This is a genomic window from Caldimonas sp. KR1-144 (assembly GCF_049446155.1).
In the GTDB taxonomy this organism is placed as follows: domain Bacteria; phylum Pseudomonadota; class Gammaproteobacteria; order Burkholderiales; family Burkholderiaceae_C; genus Rivibacter.
The window spans coordinates 47,367-63,368 of the sequence record NZ_JBMSEE010000008.1; the positions used below are offsets into that span (position 1 = coordinate 47,367).

General features: G+C 70.0%; 22 protein-coding genes. 4 read left to right on the forward strand and 18 right to left on the reverse strand.

The window, feature by feature from the left end; translation table 11 throughout:
* Nucleotides 1-22 precede the first annotated feature (22 nt).
* Nucleotides 23-1,621, reverse strand: coding sequence for a hypothetical protein (locus tag ACO2TI_RS17850; protein WP_423286474.1), 1,599 nt, complete (start codon nucleotides 1,619-1,621; stop codon nucleotides 23-25).
* Between the two features lie 100 nt (nucleotides 1,622-1,721).
* Between ACO2TI_RS17850 and ACO2TI_RS17855 the strand changes: the two genes are divergently transcribed.
* The 3 genes from ACO2TI_RS17855 to ACO2TI_RS17865 all read left to right on the forward strand — a co-directional run bounded on the left by ACO2TI_RS17855 (nucleotide 1,722) and on the right by ACO2TI_RS17865 (nucleotide 4,167).
* Nucleotides 1,722-2,573, forward strand: a complete 852-nt coding sequence (locus tag ACO2TI_RS17855) for an AraC family ligand binding domain-containing protein (RefSeq protein ID WP_423286475.1) — start codon at nucleotides 1,722-1,724, stop codon at nucleotides 2,571-2,573.
* Between the two features lie 123 nt (nucleotides 2,574-2,696).
* A complete protein-coding gene (locus tag ACO2TI_RS17860) occupies nucleotides 2,697-3,653 on the forward strand; it encodes a DMT family transporter (RefSeq protein ID WP_423286476.1) in 957 nt (318 codons plus the stop codon).
* 55 nt (nucleotides 3,654-3,708) lie between these two features.
* Nucleotides 3,709-4,167, forward strand: coding sequence for a YciI family protein (locus ACO2TI_RS17865; protein WP_423286478.1), 459 nt, complete (start codon nucleotides 3,709-3,711; stop codon nucleotides 4,165-4,167).
* Between the two features lie 6 nt (nucleotides 4,168-4,173).
* On the opposite strand, the gene ACO2TI_RS17870 is transcribed toward ACO2TI_RS17865, so the two are convergent.
* The 7 genes from ACO2TI_RS17870 to ACO2TI_RS17900 all read right to left on the reverse strand — a co-directional run bounded on the left by ACO2TI_RS17870 (nucleotide 4,174) and on the right by ACO2TI_RS17900 (nucleotide 7,807).
* On the reverse strand, nucleotides 4,174-5,124 hold the full coding sequence (locus ACO2TI_RS17870; protein WP_423286479.1) for a GNAT family N-acetyltransferase: 951 nt from the start codon (nucleotides 5,122-5,124) through the stop codon (nucleotides 4,174-4,176).
* Between the two features lie 174 nt (nucleotides 5,125-5,298).
* Nucleotides 5,299-5,481: a hypothetical protein gene (locus ACO2TI_RS17875; RefSeq protein ID WP_423286480.1), complete on the reverse strand. Its 183-nt coding sequence runs from the start codon at nucleotides 5,479-5,481 to the stop codon at nucleotides 5,299-5,301.
* An 87-nt stretch (nucleotides 5,482-5,568) separates the two neighbouring features.
* Nucleotides 5,569-6,135 (reverse strand): GNAT family N-acetyltransferase, encoded by a 567-nt coding sequence (locus tag ACO2TI_RS17880; RefSeq protein WP_423286481.1) that lies wholly within the window; start codon nucleotides 6,133-6,135, stop codon nucleotides 5,569-5,571.
* A 43-nt stretch (nucleotides 6,136-6,178) separates the two neighbouring features.
* Nucleotides 6,179-6,541: a GFA family protein gene (locus tag ACO2TI_RS17885; RefSeq protein WP_423286483.1), complete on the reverse strand. Its 363-nt coding sequence runs from the start codon at nucleotides 6,539-6,541 to the stop codon at nucleotides 6,179-6,181.
* 76 nt (nucleotides 6,542-6,617) lie between these two features.
* The gene (locus ACO2TI_RS17890; RefSeq protein ID WP_423286484.1) at nucleotides 6,618-7,010 is read right to left on the reverse strand and encodes a VOC family protein; all 393 of its coding nucleotides are present in this window, start codon (nucleotides 7,008-7,010) and stop codon (nucleotides 6,618-6,620) included.
* A gap of 105 nt (nucleotides 7,011-7,115) precedes the next feature.
* Nucleotides 7,116-7,505, reverse strand: a complete 390-nt coding sequence (locus ACO2TI_RS17895; RefSeq protein WP_423286485.1) for a hypothetical protein — start codon at nucleotides 7,503-7,505, stop codon at nucleotides 7,116-7,118.
* Between the two features lie 26 nt (nucleotides 7,506-7,531).
* Nucleotides 7,532-7,807: a hypothetical protein gene (locus ACO2TI_RS17900; RefSeq protein WP_423286487.1), complete on the reverse strand. Its 276-nt coding sequence runs from the start codon at nucleotides 7,805-7,807 to the stop codon at nucleotides 7,532-7,534.
* Between ACO2TI_RS17900 and ACO2TI_RS17905 the strand changes: the two genes are divergently transcribed.
* Entirely contained in the window at nucleotides 7,806-8,021 is a 216-nt protein-coding gene (locus ACO2TI_RS17905) for a hypothetical protein (protein WP_423286488.1), read from the forward strand. The genes ACO2TI_RS17900 and ACO2TI_RS17905 overlap by 2 nt on opposite strands.
* A 43-nt stretch (nucleotides 8,022-8,064) precedes the next feature.
* Here ACO2TI_RS17905 and ACO2TI_RS17910 read toward each other — a convergent pair whose 3' ends face one another.
* The 10 genes from ACO2TI_RS17910 to ACO2TI_RS17955 all read right to left on the reverse strand — a co-directional run bounded on the left by ACO2TI_RS17910 (nucleotide 8,065) and on the right by ACO2TI_RS17955 (nucleotide 15,911).
* Nucleotides 8,065-8,517 (reverse strand): DUF2059 domain-containing protein, encoded by a 453-nt coding sequence (locus tag ACO2TI_RS17910; RefSeq protein WP_423286489.1) that lies wholly within the window; start codon nucleotides 8,515-8,517, stop codon nucleotides 8,065-8,067.
* Nucleotides 8,518-8,780: 263 nt separating this feature from the next.
* Nucleotides 8,781-9,497, reverse strand: coding sequence for an orotidine-5'-phosphate decarboxylase (gene pyrF, locus ACO2TI_RS17915; protein WP_423286490.1), 717 nt, complete (start codon nucleotides 9,495-9,497; stop codon nucleotides 8,781-8,783).
* Between the two features lie 22 nt (nucleotides 9,498-9,519).
* Nucleotides 9,520-9,825 (reverse strand): DNA-binding protein, encoded by a 306-nt coding sequence (locus ACO2TI_RS17920; protein ID WP_423286492.1) that lies wholly within the window; start codon nucleotides 9,823-9,825, stop codon nucleotides 9,520-9,522.
* Between the two features lie 22 nt (nucleotides 9,826-9,847).
* On the reverse strand, nucleotides 9,848-10,015 hold the full coding sequence (locus tag ACO2TI_RS17925; RefSeq protein ID WP_423286493.1) for a toxin-antitoxin system TumE family protein: 168 nt from the start codon (nucleotides 10,013-10,015) through the stop codon (nucleotides 9,848-9,850).
* A 46-nt stretch (nucleotides 10,016-10,061) separates the two neighbouring features.
* Nucleotides 10,062-11,297 (reverse strand): glycolate oxidase subunit GlcF, encoded by a 1,236-nt coding sequence (glcF, locus tag ACO2TI_RS17930; protein WP_423286494.1) that lies wholly within the window; start codon nucleotides 11,295-11,297, stop codon nucleotides 10,062-10,064.
* 19 nt (nucleotides 11,298-11,316) lie between these two features.
* Nucleotides 11,317-12,045, reverse strand: coding sequence for an LrgB family protein (locus tag ACO2TI_RS17935; protein WP_423286495.1), 729 nt, complete (start codon nucleotides 12,043-12,045; stop codon nucleotides 11,317-11,319).
* Nucleotides 12,038-12,418, reverse strand: a complete 381-nt coding sequence (locus ACO2TI_RS17940; RefSeq protein ID WP_423286496.1) for a CidA/LrgA family protein — start codon at nucleotides 12,416-12,418, stop codon at nucleotides 12,038-12,040. Before ACO2TI_RS17940 ends, ACO2TI_RS17935 begins: the two co-directional genes overlap by 8 nt.
* A gap of 9 nt (nucleotides 12,419-12,427) precedes the next feature.
* Entirely contained in the window at nucleotides 12,428-13,576 is a 1,149-nt protein-coding gene (gene glcE, locus ACO2TI_RS17945) for a glycolate oxidase subunit GlcE (RefSeq protein ID WP_423286497.1), read from the reverse strand.
* A gap of 130 nt (nucleotides 13,577-13,706) precedes the next feature.
* Nucleotides 13,707-15,215 carry an FAD-linked oxidase C-terminal domain-containing protein gene (locus tag ACO2TI_RS17950; RefSeq protein ID WP_423286499.1) on the reverse strand — a complete coding sequence of 503 codons (1,509 nt, stop codon included), beginning with the start codon at nucleotides 15,213-15,215 and terminating at the stop codon, nucleotides 13,707-13,709.
* 141 nt (nucleotides 15,216-15,356) lie between these two features.
* Nucleotides 15,357-15,911, reverse strand: a complete 555-nt coding sequence (locus ACO2TI_RS17955; protein WP_423286501.1) for a hypothetical protein — start codon at nucleotides 15,909-15,911, stop codon at nucleotides 15,357-15,359.
* Nucleotides 15,912-16,002: the final 91 nt, after the last annotated feature.

Below are 16,002 nucleotides of genomic sequence, written 5' to 3' on the forward strand. Positions count from 1 at the left end.
GAACGCGCTGCCTCCGCAGCGACTACCGCCCCACCGAAAACAACGTCGCGTTGTTGATCGCATAGACCCGCCCATCCGGCCCGATCGCCGTTGGCGTGTAGGCCGCCGCGAGGCCGCTGGTCAGCGCGATCTGCTGCGTGAAGCTGTTGGTTCGCAGGTCCCAGCGGTAGAGCTTGCCGTCCTCGTTGTTGACGAGGATCGAGCTCGTCAGCGGGTCGACCGCCATCGTGTTGATGCACCACTCCAGCACGCCGCCGGGGTAGTTGGGGTCCGGCGTGGGACCGAGCATCGTCAGCACCTCCAGCATCACCGGCTCGCCCGAGATCGCATCGGCCTGGGTCTGAGCAGGGTCGAGCACGGCGAGGCGGTTCTTGCCGTCGCCGGTGCCCGCGCCGCCGTAGTTGTTGTACTTGGTCGCCAGCAGGTAGCTCGACGGCCCGGTGTACGAGGGGACCATGCTCGCCGGCACGATCGAGGCCGTCGTGTCCCAGCCGAAGGCGCCGGGCGTCTTGCTCGTGCCGAGCGCGGCGTCGAAGTGCAGCAGCCAGCCGCGGTAGTTGTGCGACGGCACGCTGGCTTCGAGCACGCCGAGGAAGACGTCGCCGTCCGGGCCCACGGTCGGCGACGAGGTCGCGTCGTCGCTCACCCACGCGGCCGTGCCGAGCGCGGGATCGAGCAGCGGTGCCGCCGCGCGCGTGGCGAGCGTGGCGCTGTCGAGTGCGAGCAGGTAGCCGCTCGGGCGCAGGCCGGTGCCGCCGACGGTGTTGACCGCGACGTACAGCGTCGCGCCGTCGGCCGACAGCGCCGGCGCGCTGTTGGTCGCGGTCTTGACGATCGCCGCATCGCCCGCCGCCGTGGCCGCCGAAACCCAGGCGCCCGTGCCGTCGGACGCGATGCGTGCGATGCCGCCGACCAGGCCGGCGGGGTTTGCGCCCAGCACGGTGAAGCCGAAGAACACCGTGCCGTTCGCGTCGACCGTCAGCGGCGTGTTGATGACGACGTTGGCGTCGTAGGTGGCCGGCGCGGCGTCGTAGGCGGCATTGCCGTAGAACGCGACGGTGCGCGTCGTGCCGGTGGCCGAATCCGGGTCGTCGCGGATGATCACGCGGCCTCCCGAGGTCGGCACGAAAAGCCGCTCGCCCGAGGGCGCGAGCGCCGGGTTGAAGCTCGGCACCCAGCGGTGCGGCGGCAGCAGGTAGTCGCTGGCCTGCGACCACAGCAGGCAGCCGTCGTGGCCCTGCCGCGCCTCGACGCGAAAGCCACCCGCAGTGCCCGTCTTGACCGGCACGATCACCGTGTTGCGCGCGGTGACGAGCGGTGAGCCGTAGTGGATTAGCAGCGCGCCACTGCTGGTGTACTGCGGCGCGAGGTCGACCGCGGTGCGCCACACCAGCCGCTCGAGCGGCTGGGTCTCCACCGCGGCGACGGCCGCGTGCTGCGCGTCGCGCCCGAACAGCCACCACACCGGGCCGTCGACCGCGGGCGCCGCGGTGCAGGCGACGGAGCCGCCGCTGCCACCACCGCCGCCGCCGCAGGCGACCAGCAGCGAGGCCGCCGCCGCGAGCACGAGGCCCGCGGCGCCTGCACGTCGGATGAAACGCGAGCGCTGCAGCATCGACATCAAGACCTCCCGGTTCGGCGGATCGCGACCGGCCGATCGTGCCTTCGCGGCGCGGCGCGTCAATCCGCAGTCGCCGCCCGCGTGACATCATTCCCGCACGATGGAAGGCGTGCCGCAGCAGTTCGACCACCCCGAGGACGAGGCGCAGTTCCGGCGCCCGGCCGCGGGCGTCGAGCTGTACCGCGCGCACATCGTGCGCCACGCCTTCGAGCCGCACACGCACGAGGCCTTCGGCCTGGGCGCGATCGAGTCCGGCGTCGAGCGCTTTCGCTACCGCGGCGCGGACCATCTGGCCCCGCCCGACTCGCTGGTGCTGATGAACCCCGACGAGTTGCACACCGGCCGCGCCGAGACCGACGGCGGCTGGCGCTACCGCATGATCTACCTCGACCCCGCGGTGGTCGAGCGCGTCAGCGGCGAGCGCGGCTGGTGGTTCGGCCAGGCGGTGGGCCACGACGCGCCGCGCGCACGCCGCGTCGGCGCGCTGCTCGACCGGCTGTGGCACGAGGATGAGCCGCTCGCATTCGACAGCCTGCTGTTCGCGCTGCTGGCGGAGTTCCGCACCCATGCGCGCACCGCCAAGCCCGCGCCGGCCGAAGGCGCCTTGCGCTTCGCGCCGGTGGTCGACTACCTGCGCGCGAACCTCGACCGGCGCCTCACGCTGGACGAGCTGGCCGCCGTCGCGGGGCTGAGCCCGTTCCATTTCCTGCGCCGCTTCAAGGCGCAGTACCACGCGACGCCGCAGCAGATGCTGATGGCGCTGCGCCTGTTCGAGGCCAAGCAGCGGCTCGCACGCGGCGAGCCGGCCGCGCAGGTCGCGGCGGCGGTGGGGCTTGCGGACCAGGCGCACCTGACGCGCGCGTTTGCCAACCGCTATGGCGTCACGCCGGCGCGCTACCAGCGACAAGTCACGAATGCTCCCTCTCCCGCTCGCGGGAGAGGGTTGGGGTGAGGGCCGAAGCCCGCGGCTTGCACGAGCCCCTCACCCCGACCCTCTCCCCCTGGGAGAGGAAGCCGCCACTGAGCAAGCTGCTACAAGACCGGCCGCGCGCGAACGCGTAGCCTTGCCGGTCTCATGTGGATCGGAACTCTCTACGCCCTTGCCGCCGGCCTGATGTGGGGCCTGGTGTTCGTCGGCCCTCTGATGGTGCCCGAGGCGCCGGCCGCGCTGCACACCGTGGGCCGCTACCTCGCCTTCGGCCTGATCGCGCTGCCGCTCGCGTGGTTTGATCGCGTGCGGCTGGCGCAGCTTACGCGCAGCGACTGGATCGAGGCGCTCAAGCTCGCCGCGGTCGGCAACCTGCTGTATTACCTGTGCCTGTCGAGCGCGATCCAGCGCGCCGGCGGACCGCTGCCGACGATGATCATCGGCACGCTGCCGGTGGTGATCGCGGTCAGCTCCAACCTGCGTGATGCGCAGCGCGACGGCAAGCTGCCGTGGGCGCGCCTCGCACCCTCGCTGCTGCTGATCGGCTGCGGCATCGCGCTGGTCAACCACGTCGAGCTCAAGGCGCTGCGCGCCGACGCCAACGCCGACCTCGGCCGCTACGCGAGCGGCGCGGCGCTGGCCATCGTCGCGGTCGCGTGCTGGACCTGGTATCCCTTGCGCAATGCCGACTGGCTGCGCGCCCACCCCGACCGCGACCCGCGCACCTGGACCACGGCGCAAGGCCTCGCGACGCTGCCGCTCGCACTGGCCGGCTACGCCATCCTGTGGGCCGTGCTCGCCGCCACCGGCAGCGACTTCGCGATGCCCTTCGGCCCGCGCCCCGGCGCCTTCATCGGGCTGATGCTCGCGATCGGCCTGTTCGCGTCGTGGCTGGGCACGCTGTGCTGGAACGAGGCGAGCCAGCGCCTGCCGACCACCCTGGTCGGCCAGCTGATCGTGTTCGAGACGCTGTCGGCGCTGGCCTATGCCTTCATGCTGCGCGGCCGCGCGCCCGAGCCGCTGACCGTGGCCGGCATCGCACTGCTGGTCGCCGGCGTCGTGTGGGCGCTGCGCGCCAAGCCGGTCAAGGCGGCGCAGGCCTGAGCGGCGCCGCGCTTGGCTAGGATCGCACCCCTGATGCGCAAGCAAGGGGGTTGCCATGATCAGGACGTTCTGGGCTCGATGGCTGGCGGTGTCTTGCCTTTGCGCAAGCGCAGGCCTGGCGGCGGCATCGGGCTATGACGCCGAGCTCGCCCAGCGCCTCGGCGCCGACGAGCGCGGCATGCGCCGCTACGTGTTCGTGCTGCTGAAGACCGGGCCGCACAAGGTGCCCGCCGGCCCGGCGCGCGACGAGATGTTCAAGGGCCACTTCGCCAACATTGAGCGCCTGTCCGCCGAAGGCAAGCTCGTGCAGGCCGGCCCGTTCGACGGCGTCGACGGCTGGCGCGGCATGTTCGTGCTCGCGGTGGCGGACATCGACGAAGCCAAGCGCATCGTCGCGACCGACCCGGTGATCGCGAACGGCGAGATGGTGGCGGAGTTCCACCAGTACTACGGCAGCGCCGCGCTGATGATGGTCAACGAGGGGCACCGGCGCGTCGACGCGACGCGGCGCTAACAGGCTCTAACGGGCGCCGCGCACGTAGTAGTTGTCGTACTCGCCGGTCTTCACGAGCCGGAAGCCGTGCCGCAGGTAGAAGCGGTTCGACGCGCTGTGCTTCAGCGCGCCGACGCGAACGGGCGCGCCCAGCGCATCCGCCTCGTCGAACACGGCGCGCAGCACCGCCGCCCCGATGCCCCGGCCCTGCCAGGCGGGCACGACGTAGAGGTGATCGAGCAGCAGGTGATCCTCGCGCGGCTTGACGACGAAGAAGCCGACGCGCTGCCCGGCCACGACGATGTGTCGCGTGTGCCCGGGCTCGAAGCCGGAAAGAAAGCGTTCCCGGGCCCGCAGCGGATCGAAGCGGCCGATGCGCTCGAGGCTTTCTCGCATGGCGTCGATGCGAACGGCGACCAGGGCATCGACGTCGGCCGGCGAGGTGAGGTGGAAGGACAGGTCCAGGTCGGTCGAGAGCATGGCTTCGGGGCAGGCGCGGGCGGTGGGCGCGCCTGTGTCGCAGGCGATCTCGATGATCCGGTCGAAACCTTCGGACAAGCTCGGCGGCTCGAGCGCCGCGAAGACATTGCGGATCGCCTGCTCGCTTACGACCTCGTCGGCAGGGCGCCGAGCATTGCGCGCAAGACAGGTCGCGAGCGGCGTGCGCAGCCACACCGCGATGGCCGCAACGCCAAACGGCTTGACGCGCGCGAGCACCTCGGCGCGCTCGGACCGCTTGACGAGGATGGCATCGAAGAACACCGCGTCCGGGCTTTCGGCCTGCCCATGCGCCCTGACCCAGGTGCTCTTGCCGCTGCCTTGAGGGCCGATGAGCAGGTAGATCGCACTGGGCGGTCGCGCCGCGCCGAGCGCCGTTTCGAGCGCGGCATGGCAGCGTGTCCAGGCTGCGCGGTTGCGCTGCGGCGTGAGCACGCGGCCGGACTCGGTCTGGAGGAAGTGGTCGGGGTTGAGGTGCATGGGGCGGCGAGCCGACGGCCAGGCAGCGCTATCAGCCGGCGCGGCAAAGCAGGCCTTCGCCGCAATGCGTGCGATCGCCGGCCGAAGCTGCCTGACCCCGTGACTTTCAGCGGGCGGGCAGGGCGTCAGCCGGGCGATGGCAGGGGGTGTTGCGTCAGTGGCGCGCGTGGCGCGTCAATGCGCCTGACCCTCGGGCTGGGCTGGCTTGGGCGGCGCCTCCTGAGCCGCGGTGGGCTCGTTGGCGGCTGTCTCGTTGCTGCGTGCGGATGCGGCCTTGCGCTCGGCCTTTTCTGCCTTCTTGCGCTTGCTTTCCAGCTCGCGCTGACGTCTCTCGAACGCGTAGTTCGGCTTGGCCATGGGGTTCTCCTGGGGGCTCTCGATACGTGACGATAGCGCAGAGGCCTTTCGCGTCACCTTGCGCGGCGTGGGGGCGGGCCGCTCGGGCTAGCGCGTCGCGCGCTCGTGCATGGGCCAATCGCACGCCAGCAGCGCGTACTGCAACAGATCGTGGTGGCGCCCCGCCCAGAACGCCACCTGTCGCAGGCGGCCCTCTTCGGCGAAGCCCAGCCGAGCCAGGAGCCGGCGCGAGGCCGCGTTGTCCTCGTGAACCTGCGCTTCGATGCGGTTCAGACCCATGGTCTCGAAGCCCCATGCAAAGACGGCCGCGAGAGCCTCGCGCATGAGGCCCATGCCCGTCGCCTCGGGCGCCAGTTCGTAGCCGGTGGCGCACTTCTTCCAGTTGCGGTTCCAGGCGAAGAGGCCGCAGGTGCCGACGAGGCCCGGCCTTTCCTTCAGCTCCAATGCCCAGCGCGTTCCAGGGTTGGCCTGGGTTCTCCAGCCGGCGAACGTGGCCACGAGCTGCTGGGCCTGCGCCAAGGTGCTCAAGGGATCGGCACCGAAGAACGCCATGTGCTCGGCGTTGCCGTGAATGCGCAGGAGATCAGGCGCGTCGGCTTCGGTGATCTCGCGCAGGATCAGGCGGGCGGTCTCCAGGCGGGGAAAGTCTGGCATGCAGGGCTGCGAGGCTCGTTCGGTTTGGCGCGGGGCGGCCGCGTCAGGCCATGTTGGCGCCGACGGCCTGACGAACCGGAATGCCCGTCGGATCGAAGCCATCGAGGCAGTGCACGTTGATGCCGAAGTGGTCCGGCGTCACCCGCTTGCGATGGAACGGGTAGATGCCGCAGGTCTTGCAGAAGAAGTGCCTGGCCGTCTTGGTGTGGAACTGGTACTCGGTCAGGCTCTCGGCGCCGGCGAGCAGCGTGAACCTCGACTCGTGGACCTTGACCATCAACGCGTTCTTGCGCCGGCAGATCGAGCAATCGCACATGGTCAGCTCGGGGAAATCGGTCTCGATCTCGAACCGGACCGCGCCGCAGTGGCAACTCCCCGCGTACTTCTTCAGCTGTCGCTCCGACACTCGATCACCTCGCTGGTCTTCGGGCTGGCCTGCGCGGAGTATGGCGGACGGGAATGCCGCGACAGTGCGAGCCTTCTCAGGCTTCGTCAGGCGCCACCACTTCCAGCTTGATCCGGTCCGGGTCCTCGCAATACAGGGCGTAATAGCCCGGGCCCGAGGCAAACGGATATTCGTCGTCGTAGAGCAGCGCGTGACCCGCGCCCTTGAGCCACGCGCGGATCTCATCGACGTGTTGCCGCGATTCGGCGCGAAACGCCAGATGGTTCAGCCCGATGCGCTTGCGGTGATAACCGGCACGGGAGTGCGGCTGGGGCGACTGCAACAGGCACACGTAGGCGCCCGACGCCGGCACATAGTTCATGCCGCCTGACCAACGTTGCGGCTCGTAGCCGAGCATGCCGCAGAACGGGGTCCAGAAGGAAATGGAGCGCTCCAGATCGCCGACGTAGATCTCGATGTGGTGAATCATGTCGGGCTCCTGCTGGGTGGTGAGAAGCGAGGACTTGCGCGAGGTCAATCGACAGCGTGCGACAAGACTTCAATGGACGATATGCGGCGATGTCGCCGTCGCGAATCAGGCACGTTCTTGGCGTGCATGCGCGACAAGACAACTGTCCGGATTCACTGAAGTACCCCGGACGATCATGTACTTGGCGACCCATACCCCGTCTTTACGCGTCAACCCCACCGTACTGGACCATGGATAGAACCTCGTGCCGAAGATCAGGAGCTTGTATTCCGCCTCGCCGCGTGAACCGCGCAGCTGCACGCTGGTGCCAAGCGGATTGATGATTGCGAATGCATGTGGGGTGGTCTCGCATCGGGAGACAGTTCGTGCCGCGGTGGTGTACGAGTCCGTCGTGTAGAGAAAGCAGTAGACCGCCGCGATCACAGCAGCGACCAGGATCATGGCCTTGCGTTGGCCAAGCATGATGCTCTGACTCGGTATTCGTTTGACCGACATGTTAGGCCGCACTATTCAACGGTGCCTCACCCAAGGTGATCGTCGCCAAGCGCTGCATTGGTGAGCTTGCCCACCTCTGCGCCGACGGAGCTGCCCCGAAGTAGCCGCCACATTGCCACGGCGAATACAAGTGCGGCGACACACAAGGAAAACAGAAACTCTGGATAGGTGACCTGAAGCACGGCCGAGGGCGGGTCATACGGGCGCATGGCCCACAGTGAAAACAAAAGCGCTGCGCCGGCAAGGAAGACAGAACCAAGAACTCGCATTGCGAAGCCGATGACGCAGTGGACCGCTTGCATGGTGCTGCGCTCTAACGAAAGAAAAAGGGGGACTTTCCTGTCCCAAATGCGCCGCGATGAAACGGTGGCCGGCAACGCGGTGCCACGATGGGGAGTGCGAACTCTCATCAACAGGTTCGGATGGGGAAGTTCATGGCCAATTCTGAACGTCGGCATCGATCTCGCCCAAAACGTGTTCACCTTCCACGCGGTGAATGAAGCGGGGCGGGCATGAACCGAACAGAACCCAGGTCTACCGCCGCGTGACGGGTCTGGCGTCAGTTGGATGCCTGTTGTGACAGCCGGTCAATTTCTACAGCCACCGCCTTCTCCGCTTCAATGACTGCGATATGCGCTTTGCGACCTAATGGCGAACCATAGAACGCCGCTGCGCTCGCCAACTCTGCAGGTGTGAGCATCCGAACAAGCGTTGAACGGTAAGCTTCGGCAACTCGCGGATCACGACGAATGCGTTGGTTGCTCTCGATGTTCTGGCGGACCAATGCCTCAAACCCCGGACCCTCACGTGGTGGCAACTGAGACACACCGCTCTTGGCTAGCTCATCGATTGCGAGCAACACACCTTGGCGTGTGCGAGCCTCCTCACCTTCTGAGTGCATGGCATCTACACCGATAGCTTGAGCGATGCGATCGACGCTATCCGTGGAGGTCGGCACAACGGCGCAACCGCACAGAGCTGCGAGCAGGAGCAAGTGAAAGGTGATGCGCATTCGAGGTCGTAGTGATGGTGACGCCCAGCGACGTTTAGGGGGAACGACGATCCATTCGCCGTTCGGCCTGATCAGAATTCTCCCGATCCCGCCCGTCCCCCGATTCCCCAATGCAGACGAGGCTTCGAGCTCGATCTCGGGCCTGCGCGTACCGCGCTTGGGTTGCCCAAATTCTGTTGCGCGAATCGGTTCATGAACACGCCGGTCATGGCGCATTCATTGACCGGCTCCAGTTCCCGCCCAATCGCTCGCGGCCCGCATCATCAGTAGCCGCCGCCCAACCCCTCGGCCACTTCATCGCACGCTCGCCGCCAAGCCGCCAACGGATCCGCCGCGCGATAGATCGATCGCCCGATCACCACATGTGACGCCCCGTCGCGCACCGCCTCCAACGGCGTTGCCACGCGCGCATGGTCATGCGCGCCGTCGCCTTGCAGCTGCGTGCCCGGCGTGACGATCAGGCTGCCGGGCGGCAAGGCCTCGCGCAGCAGCGCCACTTCCTGCGGCGAGGCCACGACGCCATGGCAGCCCGCTGCCACCGCGAGCCCGGCGAGGCGCAGCACCTGGTCGCGCACGCCGCCTTCGACGCCGATCTCGCGCAGGTCTGCGTCGCGCAGGCTGGTGATCACGGTGAGCGCCAGCACCTGCAGTCCGGCAAACGGTCGCGCGGCTTCCACCGCCGCGCGCAGCACCGCCGAGCCGGCCGAGGCGTGCACGGTCACCATCGACACGCCCAACCGCCCCGCGGCCGTCACCGCGCCGGCCACCGAGTTGGGAATTTCGTGCAGCTTCAGGTCGAGGAAGACGCGCTTGCCCTGCTCCACGAGCCGCCGCACGACGGCCGGGCCTTCGGCGGTCAGCAGCTGCAGGCCGACCTTGTAGTGCCGCGCGTCGGTGCCGAGGGTGTCGACCAGTCGAAAGGCCGACGCGGCCTCCTCGAAGTCCAGCGCGACGATGACGCGGTCGGCGGCCTCGCTCATCGCGTTAGCCCTCCAATGCCCGCTATGCGGCCTGAAGCAGGAACTCGACCTTGACGGCGTCGTACGGGAAGACGATGCCGCCGCCTTCGGCACGATCGAGGACGCCGGCATCGAGGAGGGCCGTGACGTCGCTGTGCACCGCCTTCACATCGCGGTTGACTCGTCGCGCCGCCTCCCGGATGGAAACCGGTCCCGCTCCGCACAGGGCCTTCAAAAGCTCCCAGCGCTTTGCGGTCAGAACCTTCCAAAGCAGCTCGGGGGTGGCAAAGCTGATGCGCGCCGACTTGCCGAACTTGCCGGTCCGCCATGCGCTCGCAAAGCCGGCCATGGATTCGCCTGGCGTGCGAACGTCAAGAGTCACTGTTTTCACGGTTCCACCTCGCAATGTCTCGCTCGAAGGCTGCGAGCAGTGCTTCGGGCGTGGTGAAGGAGACCTTGGATTCCTGTTCGCCGAAGTGACGATGATCCCCCTTGCCGACCTCGTCGTCGTAGCGCACGACGCAAACGCCGTCCACCACGTAAGCCAGTCGGTACTTGTACCCGTGCCCCGATCCTGCGCCGCGCTTACGCGACCAACGCCTCGTCCACCACCTCCACCCAATGCCTCACCGGCGTCGCCGTCCCCGTCTGCAGATGCTGGATGCAGCCCACGTTCGCCGACACGATCGCCTGGGCGCCGATCGGCGCCAGCGCGTTGAGCTTGCGGTCGCGCAGCTGCTTGCTCAGCTCGGGCTGCAGCACCGAGTACGTGCCCGCCGAGCCGCAGCACAGATGGCGTTCGCCAGCAGCCAGCTCGACCTGGAAGCCCAGTTCGCGCAGGCCGGCCTCGACGCCGCCGCGCAGCTGCATGCCGTGCTGCAGCGTGCACGGCGGGTGGTAGGCCACGTGGCGCGCGCGTCGCGCGTCGACGCGGCTCTTGAGCTTGGGCACGAGGTCGGGCAGCAGTTCTGACAAGTCTTTCGCGAGCGCGCTCACGCGCGCGGCGCGTTCGGCGTAGGCGGGGTCGTGCGCCAGGTGCTGCGCGTACTCCTTGACCGTGACGCCGCAGCCCGAGGCGTTGATGACGATGGCCTCGACCTCGCCGCGCTCGACCAGCGGCCACCACGCGTCGACGTTGCGGCGCATGTCGGCCAGGCCGCCTTCGTGGTCGTTCAGGTGCGCTCGGATCGCACCGCAGCAGCCGGCGCCGTCGGCCACCACGCACTGGATGCCGGCCGCGTCGAGCACGCGCGCGGTGGCGCTGTTGATGTTGGGCGCGAGCGCGGGTTGCACGCAGCCCATCAGCATCAGCACCTTGCGCGGGTGCGTGCGCGTGGGCCAGTCGTGCGCGCGCGGGCCGGCCTTGGGCGGCACCTTGCTCTTCAGCGCCGCGGGCACGAAGGCGCGAAACGCCTGGCCGAGCTTGAGCGCGGGTTCGAACAGCGAGGAGGTCATGCCCTCCTTCAGCGCCCAGCGCGCCGCGCGCTCGGCGCCGGGGCGCTCGACCTTGGCGTCGACGACGCGCCGGCCGATCTCGACCAGCGCGCCGTACTGCACGCCCGAGGGACAGGTGCTCTCGCAGTTGCGGCAGGTCAGGCAGCGATCGAGGTGGAGCTGGGTCTTGCGCGTGGGCTGCGCGCCTTCGAGCACCTGCTTGATCAGGTAGATGCGTCCGCGCGGGCCGTCGAGCTCGTCGCCGAGCAGCTGGTAGGTCGGGCAGGTGGCGGTGCAAAAGCCGCAGTGCACGCACTTGCGCAAGATGGCCTCGGCGGCCTGGCCGTCTTGCGTGTGCTGGTACTCGGGAGCGAGGGCGGTCTGCATGTTGGGCGTCGTGTCTCAGTCAGGGCAACAGGCGCGCCGCGAGCGGCATCCACAAGGAGGCCAGCAGCGCCTGGAGGCCGAGGGCGAGGCCGGCGTAGGCGCCGGCGTCGGGGTGAACCTGCATCGCGCGCGCCGCGCCGATGCCGTGCGAGGTGGTGCCGAGCGCGAAGCCGCGCACCGACCAGTCGGCCGGGCGGCCGCGGACGCCGAGCGCGTCGAACAGATACTTGCCGCACAGCGCGCCGACGATGCCGGTGAGCACCGCGAACAGCGCCGCCAGCGCGGGCACGCCGCCCAGCCGGTCGGCAATGCCCATCGCCACCGGCGCGGTCACCGACTTCGGCGCCAGCGAGCGCAGCACGTCGCTCGGCAAGCCGAGCGCCCAGCCCGTGGCCACGGCGCTGGCCGCGGCCGCGGCGCCGCCGGCCAGGCCGCCGATCACCACCGCCATGCCGCGCCGGCGCAGCTCGACGCGCCGCTGCCACAGCGGCCAGCCGAGCGCCACCACCGCGGGACCGAGCAGCACGTGCACGAACTGCGCGCCGGAAAAGTAGGTCGGGTAGGGCGTGCGCGTCGCGAGCAGGACCGCGCCGATCATCACCACCGACCACAGCACCGGGTTGGCCCAGGGCGCATGGCCGAGCTTCTCGTAGGCGCCTTGCGCGAGCACATAGGTCGCGAGCGTGGCCGTCAGGCCGAACAGCGGCGTCGACGAGAGGTAGACCCACAGCTGCACGAAGTCAGCCATGCGGAGCCTCCCGAGCCGCGGCGTCCTGCGGCTCCTCCTTCGGCATCAGGGCGCGCGCGACCAGAACCGTGACCACCAGGCCCGCGAGCGTGGAGACGACGATCACCACCGCGAGCCGGCCACCGTACTGCGAGATCACGTGCAGGTGCGTGATCGCGCCCACGCCGACCGGCACGAACAGCAGCGACAGGTGCGCGAGCAGCAGCTCGGCCGCGGCCTGCACCGGCGCGCGGATCGCATCGACGTTCACCGCCGCGAGCAACAGCAACATGCCGACCACCGGGCCCGGGAACGGCAGGCCGAACAGCCGCACCAGCGCCTCGCCGGCGGCCTGCAGCAGCAAGAGGATCGCGAGGCCGCGCAGCGCTTGCATCGACGGCCGTCAGAGCCCCGGCACCAGCCGGCCGGGGTTGAAGATGCCCGCGGGATCGAAGGCCTGCTTGAGCGCGCGGTGGATGCGCGCCAGCGGCTCGGCCAGCGGCGTGAAGGCGGGCGACTGCGCGTCGGCGCCGTACCAGCGTGTCGCGTGGCCGCCGCGCTCGCGCGCCATCTCGCGCACCACGCTGGCCGGCGCCGAGGTGACCCACCAGCGCTGCGCGCCGCCCCATTCGACGAGCTGCTCACCGGGCAGCGGCATCACCGGCGCCGTGGGCGCGACCGACACGCGCCACAGCGTGCCGCCGCTCGACGGCGCGGCGCCTTCGCCGTGGCCGTGCTCGATCGCGCGGTGCGCGCGCACGAAGAACTCGTCGCGCTGGTCGCGCAGGCCGTCCCAGAACGGCTTGGCCATCGCGTCGTCGATGGGCTCGCCGCCGAGCCTGCGCACCGCCGAGTCCACCGCCGCGCGCGCGCCGCGCAGGCGCACGAGCAGCGTGCCGGCCCACCATGCGCTGGCGTTGATCGGCAGCGGCTGGCCGCCCCACGCGTTGAGCTGCGCGAGTGCAGCGGCTTCGTCCATCTCGAAGCGCAGCGTCGCCTCGGCCGGCGCGGTGGGCAGCACCTTCAGCGAGACCTCGCAGATCACGCCGAGCACGCCCATCGAGCCGGCGAGCAGCCGCGCGACGTCGTAGCCCGCCACGTTCTTCATCACCTGGCCGCCGAAGCTCAGCACCTCGGCGCGGCCGTTGAGCAGCGTCGCGCCGAGCACGTAGTCGCGCACCGCGCCCACGCTCGCGCGCGCCGGGCCCGACAGGCCCGCGGCCACCATGCCGCCGACGGTGCCGCGCCCGCCGGCCGCGCCGACAAAGCGCGGCGGCTCGAACGGCAGGCACTGGCCCTTCTCGGCGAGCGCGGCTTCCAGTTCGGCCAGGGGCGTGCCGGCGCGCACGGTGACGACGAGCTCGGTCGGCTCGTAGCTCGAGATGCCGGCCAGCGCGGTGAGGTTGAGCGCATCGGCCGCGGGCGCGTCGAGGCTCGCGCCGTAGAAGGCCTTGGAGCCATGGCCGGCGATCGAAAGCGGCGCGGCATCGGCCTGCGCGGCGCGCACGCGATCGACGATGCGCTGGAGTTCGGGGTCGTGTTGGAGCGTCATGTCAGGGAGTTGGGCTGCTGCGGTGCCCCCTCACCCCCGCCCTCTCCCCCGTGCCGGTGGCGAGGGAGCAGGACACTCCCTCTCCCGCGTGCGGGAGAGGGTTGGGGTGAGGGCTCGGTGCAGCCTCGCATCAGAACCGCGGCAGGTCAGGAAACGGCAGCAGCCCGCGCCGCACATGCATCTTTCCGTACTCGGCACAGCGCGCATGGCTGGGGATCACCTTGCCCGGGTTGAGCAGGCCCTGCGGATCGAATGCCGCCTTGAGCGCGAGCATCTGCGTGCGCTCCTCGGGCGAGAACTGCACGCACATTGAGTTGAGCTTCTCGACGCCCACGCCGTGCTCGCCGGTCACGGTGCCACCCATCTCGACGCTGGTTTCCAGAATGTCGGCGCCGAAGAGTTCGGCCCGATGCAGCTGGTCGGGATCGTTGGCGTCGAACAGGATCAGCGGATGCAGGTTGCCGTCGCCGGCGTGAAAGACGTTGGCGCAGCGCAGGTCGTACTTGCGCTCCATCTCGGCGATCGCGAGCAGGATGTCGGCCAGCCGCTTGCGCGGGATGGTCGAGTCCATGCACATGTAGTCGGGGCTGATGCGCCCGCTCGCGGGAAAGGCGTTCTTGCGGCCGGACCAGAACTTCAGGCGCTGGGCTTCGTCTTCGCTCACCTCGATGCGCGTCGCGCCGCTGGCGCGCATGACCTCGACCATGCGCGCGATCTCTTCTTCCACCTCCTCGGGCGTGCCGTCGCTCTCGCACAAGAGGATGGCGGCGGCGTCGAGGTCGTAGCCGGCGTGGACGAAATCCTCGACCGCAGCGGTCATCGGCCTGTCCATCATCTCCAGGCCGGCGGGGATGATCCCCGCGCCGATCACGCTGGCCACCGCCTCGCCGGCGCTTTGCACGTCGGCGAAGCTGGCCATGATGCAGCGTGCGAGCAGCGGCTTGGGCACCAGCTTGACGGTGACCTCGGTCACCACGCCGAGCATGCCCTCGCTGCCGATGAACACGGCCAGCAGGTCGAGCCCGGCCACGTCGAGCGCGTCGGCGCCCAGCGTGATCGGCTCGCCTTCGATCGTGAAGCCGCGCACCTTGAGCACGTTGTGCACCGTGAGGCCGTACTTCAGGCAGTGCACGCCGCCCGAGTTCTCGGCCACGTTGCCGCCGATCGTGCAGGCGATCTGGCTGCTCGGGTCGGGCGCGTAATAGAGGCCGTGCGGCGCGGCGGCCTCGCTGATCGCGAGGTTGCGCACGCCGCTTTGGACCACGGCCGTGCGGCTCGCCGGATCGACAGACAAGATCTTGTTGAACTTGGCAAGCGACAGCGTCACCCCCAGCGCGTTGGGCATCGCGCCGCCCGAAAGCCCGGTGCCCGCGCCGCGCGCGACCACCGGCACGCCGAGCGCGTGACAGGCCTTGAGCACGCCGGCGACCTGCGCCTCGGTCTCGGGCAGCGCCACCGCGAGCGGCGTCTCGCGATAGGCGGTGAGGCCGTCGCATTCATACGGGACGGTGTCCTCGCGCTGCCACAGCAGCGCATGCGCGGGCAGCACGCTGCCGAGCGCGTGCAGCACCTGCGACTGGCGCGCGGCGCGGTCGATCGCGGGCGGCGTGAGCCGCTCCTGTGCGGTCAGGTCGTTCATGGGGCGAGCTTACGCGCCCGCAGGCCGCCCGCAACGCCGGCCGACGCGAAGCGGCTGTGACTCGCGTGGAGGGAATCGGCCGCCGCTAGGCGGCCAAGCCCCCTGGAAGGACGGTGAACGAAGTGCGCACGGGGGCTCGATTCACGGCTGCGCCGGGGCACTCTCGTAGGGCTTGCGCGGCTTGATGACCGGCAGCTGCGGCTTGGGCGGCTCGTAGGGCTTGAAGCCTTGCGGCACCGGGAAAGGCTTGGGCGGCTTGGGCGGGCGCACGTGCTGCGGCGGCAGCACCGGCCAGCCGACCACGACGTCCGGCGCGGGGGCTTCACGCAGCCGCGCCTGCGCGGCTTCGCGTTCGGCCGCCGCGGCGGCGGCGCGCTGGCGCTCGATCTCGAGCGCGGCGTCGCGCTCGCGCTGCTGCTCGAGCTGGCGCGCGAAGCGCTCGTTGACCGTGGCGGCATCGGCCTCGGCCTTGGCGCGCCGCTCGGCGGCCGAGGCGGCGTCGGCCGGCGGGGCGGCCGGCACGTCCCAGCGGCGCGTCGTCGTCGCGTTGGCCTGCGGCCGGTCGGTCAGCAGGATGCTGCCGTCGGGCAGGCGCTGCTGAACGATCGCGCGCGCGGGCTCCTGGGCCTGCGCGAGCCCGCCGGCCAGCGCCGCGGCGCTGGCGACAAGCGCGCGCAGCAGGCGGGCTCCTCTCATGTCGCTGTACAACCCAGCGGGCGCGGTGGATCCGGCTTTGCCGGTCCACTCGCGCCGCCCCCTTGAGGGGGAGGCGCCGAAGGCGCTTCGG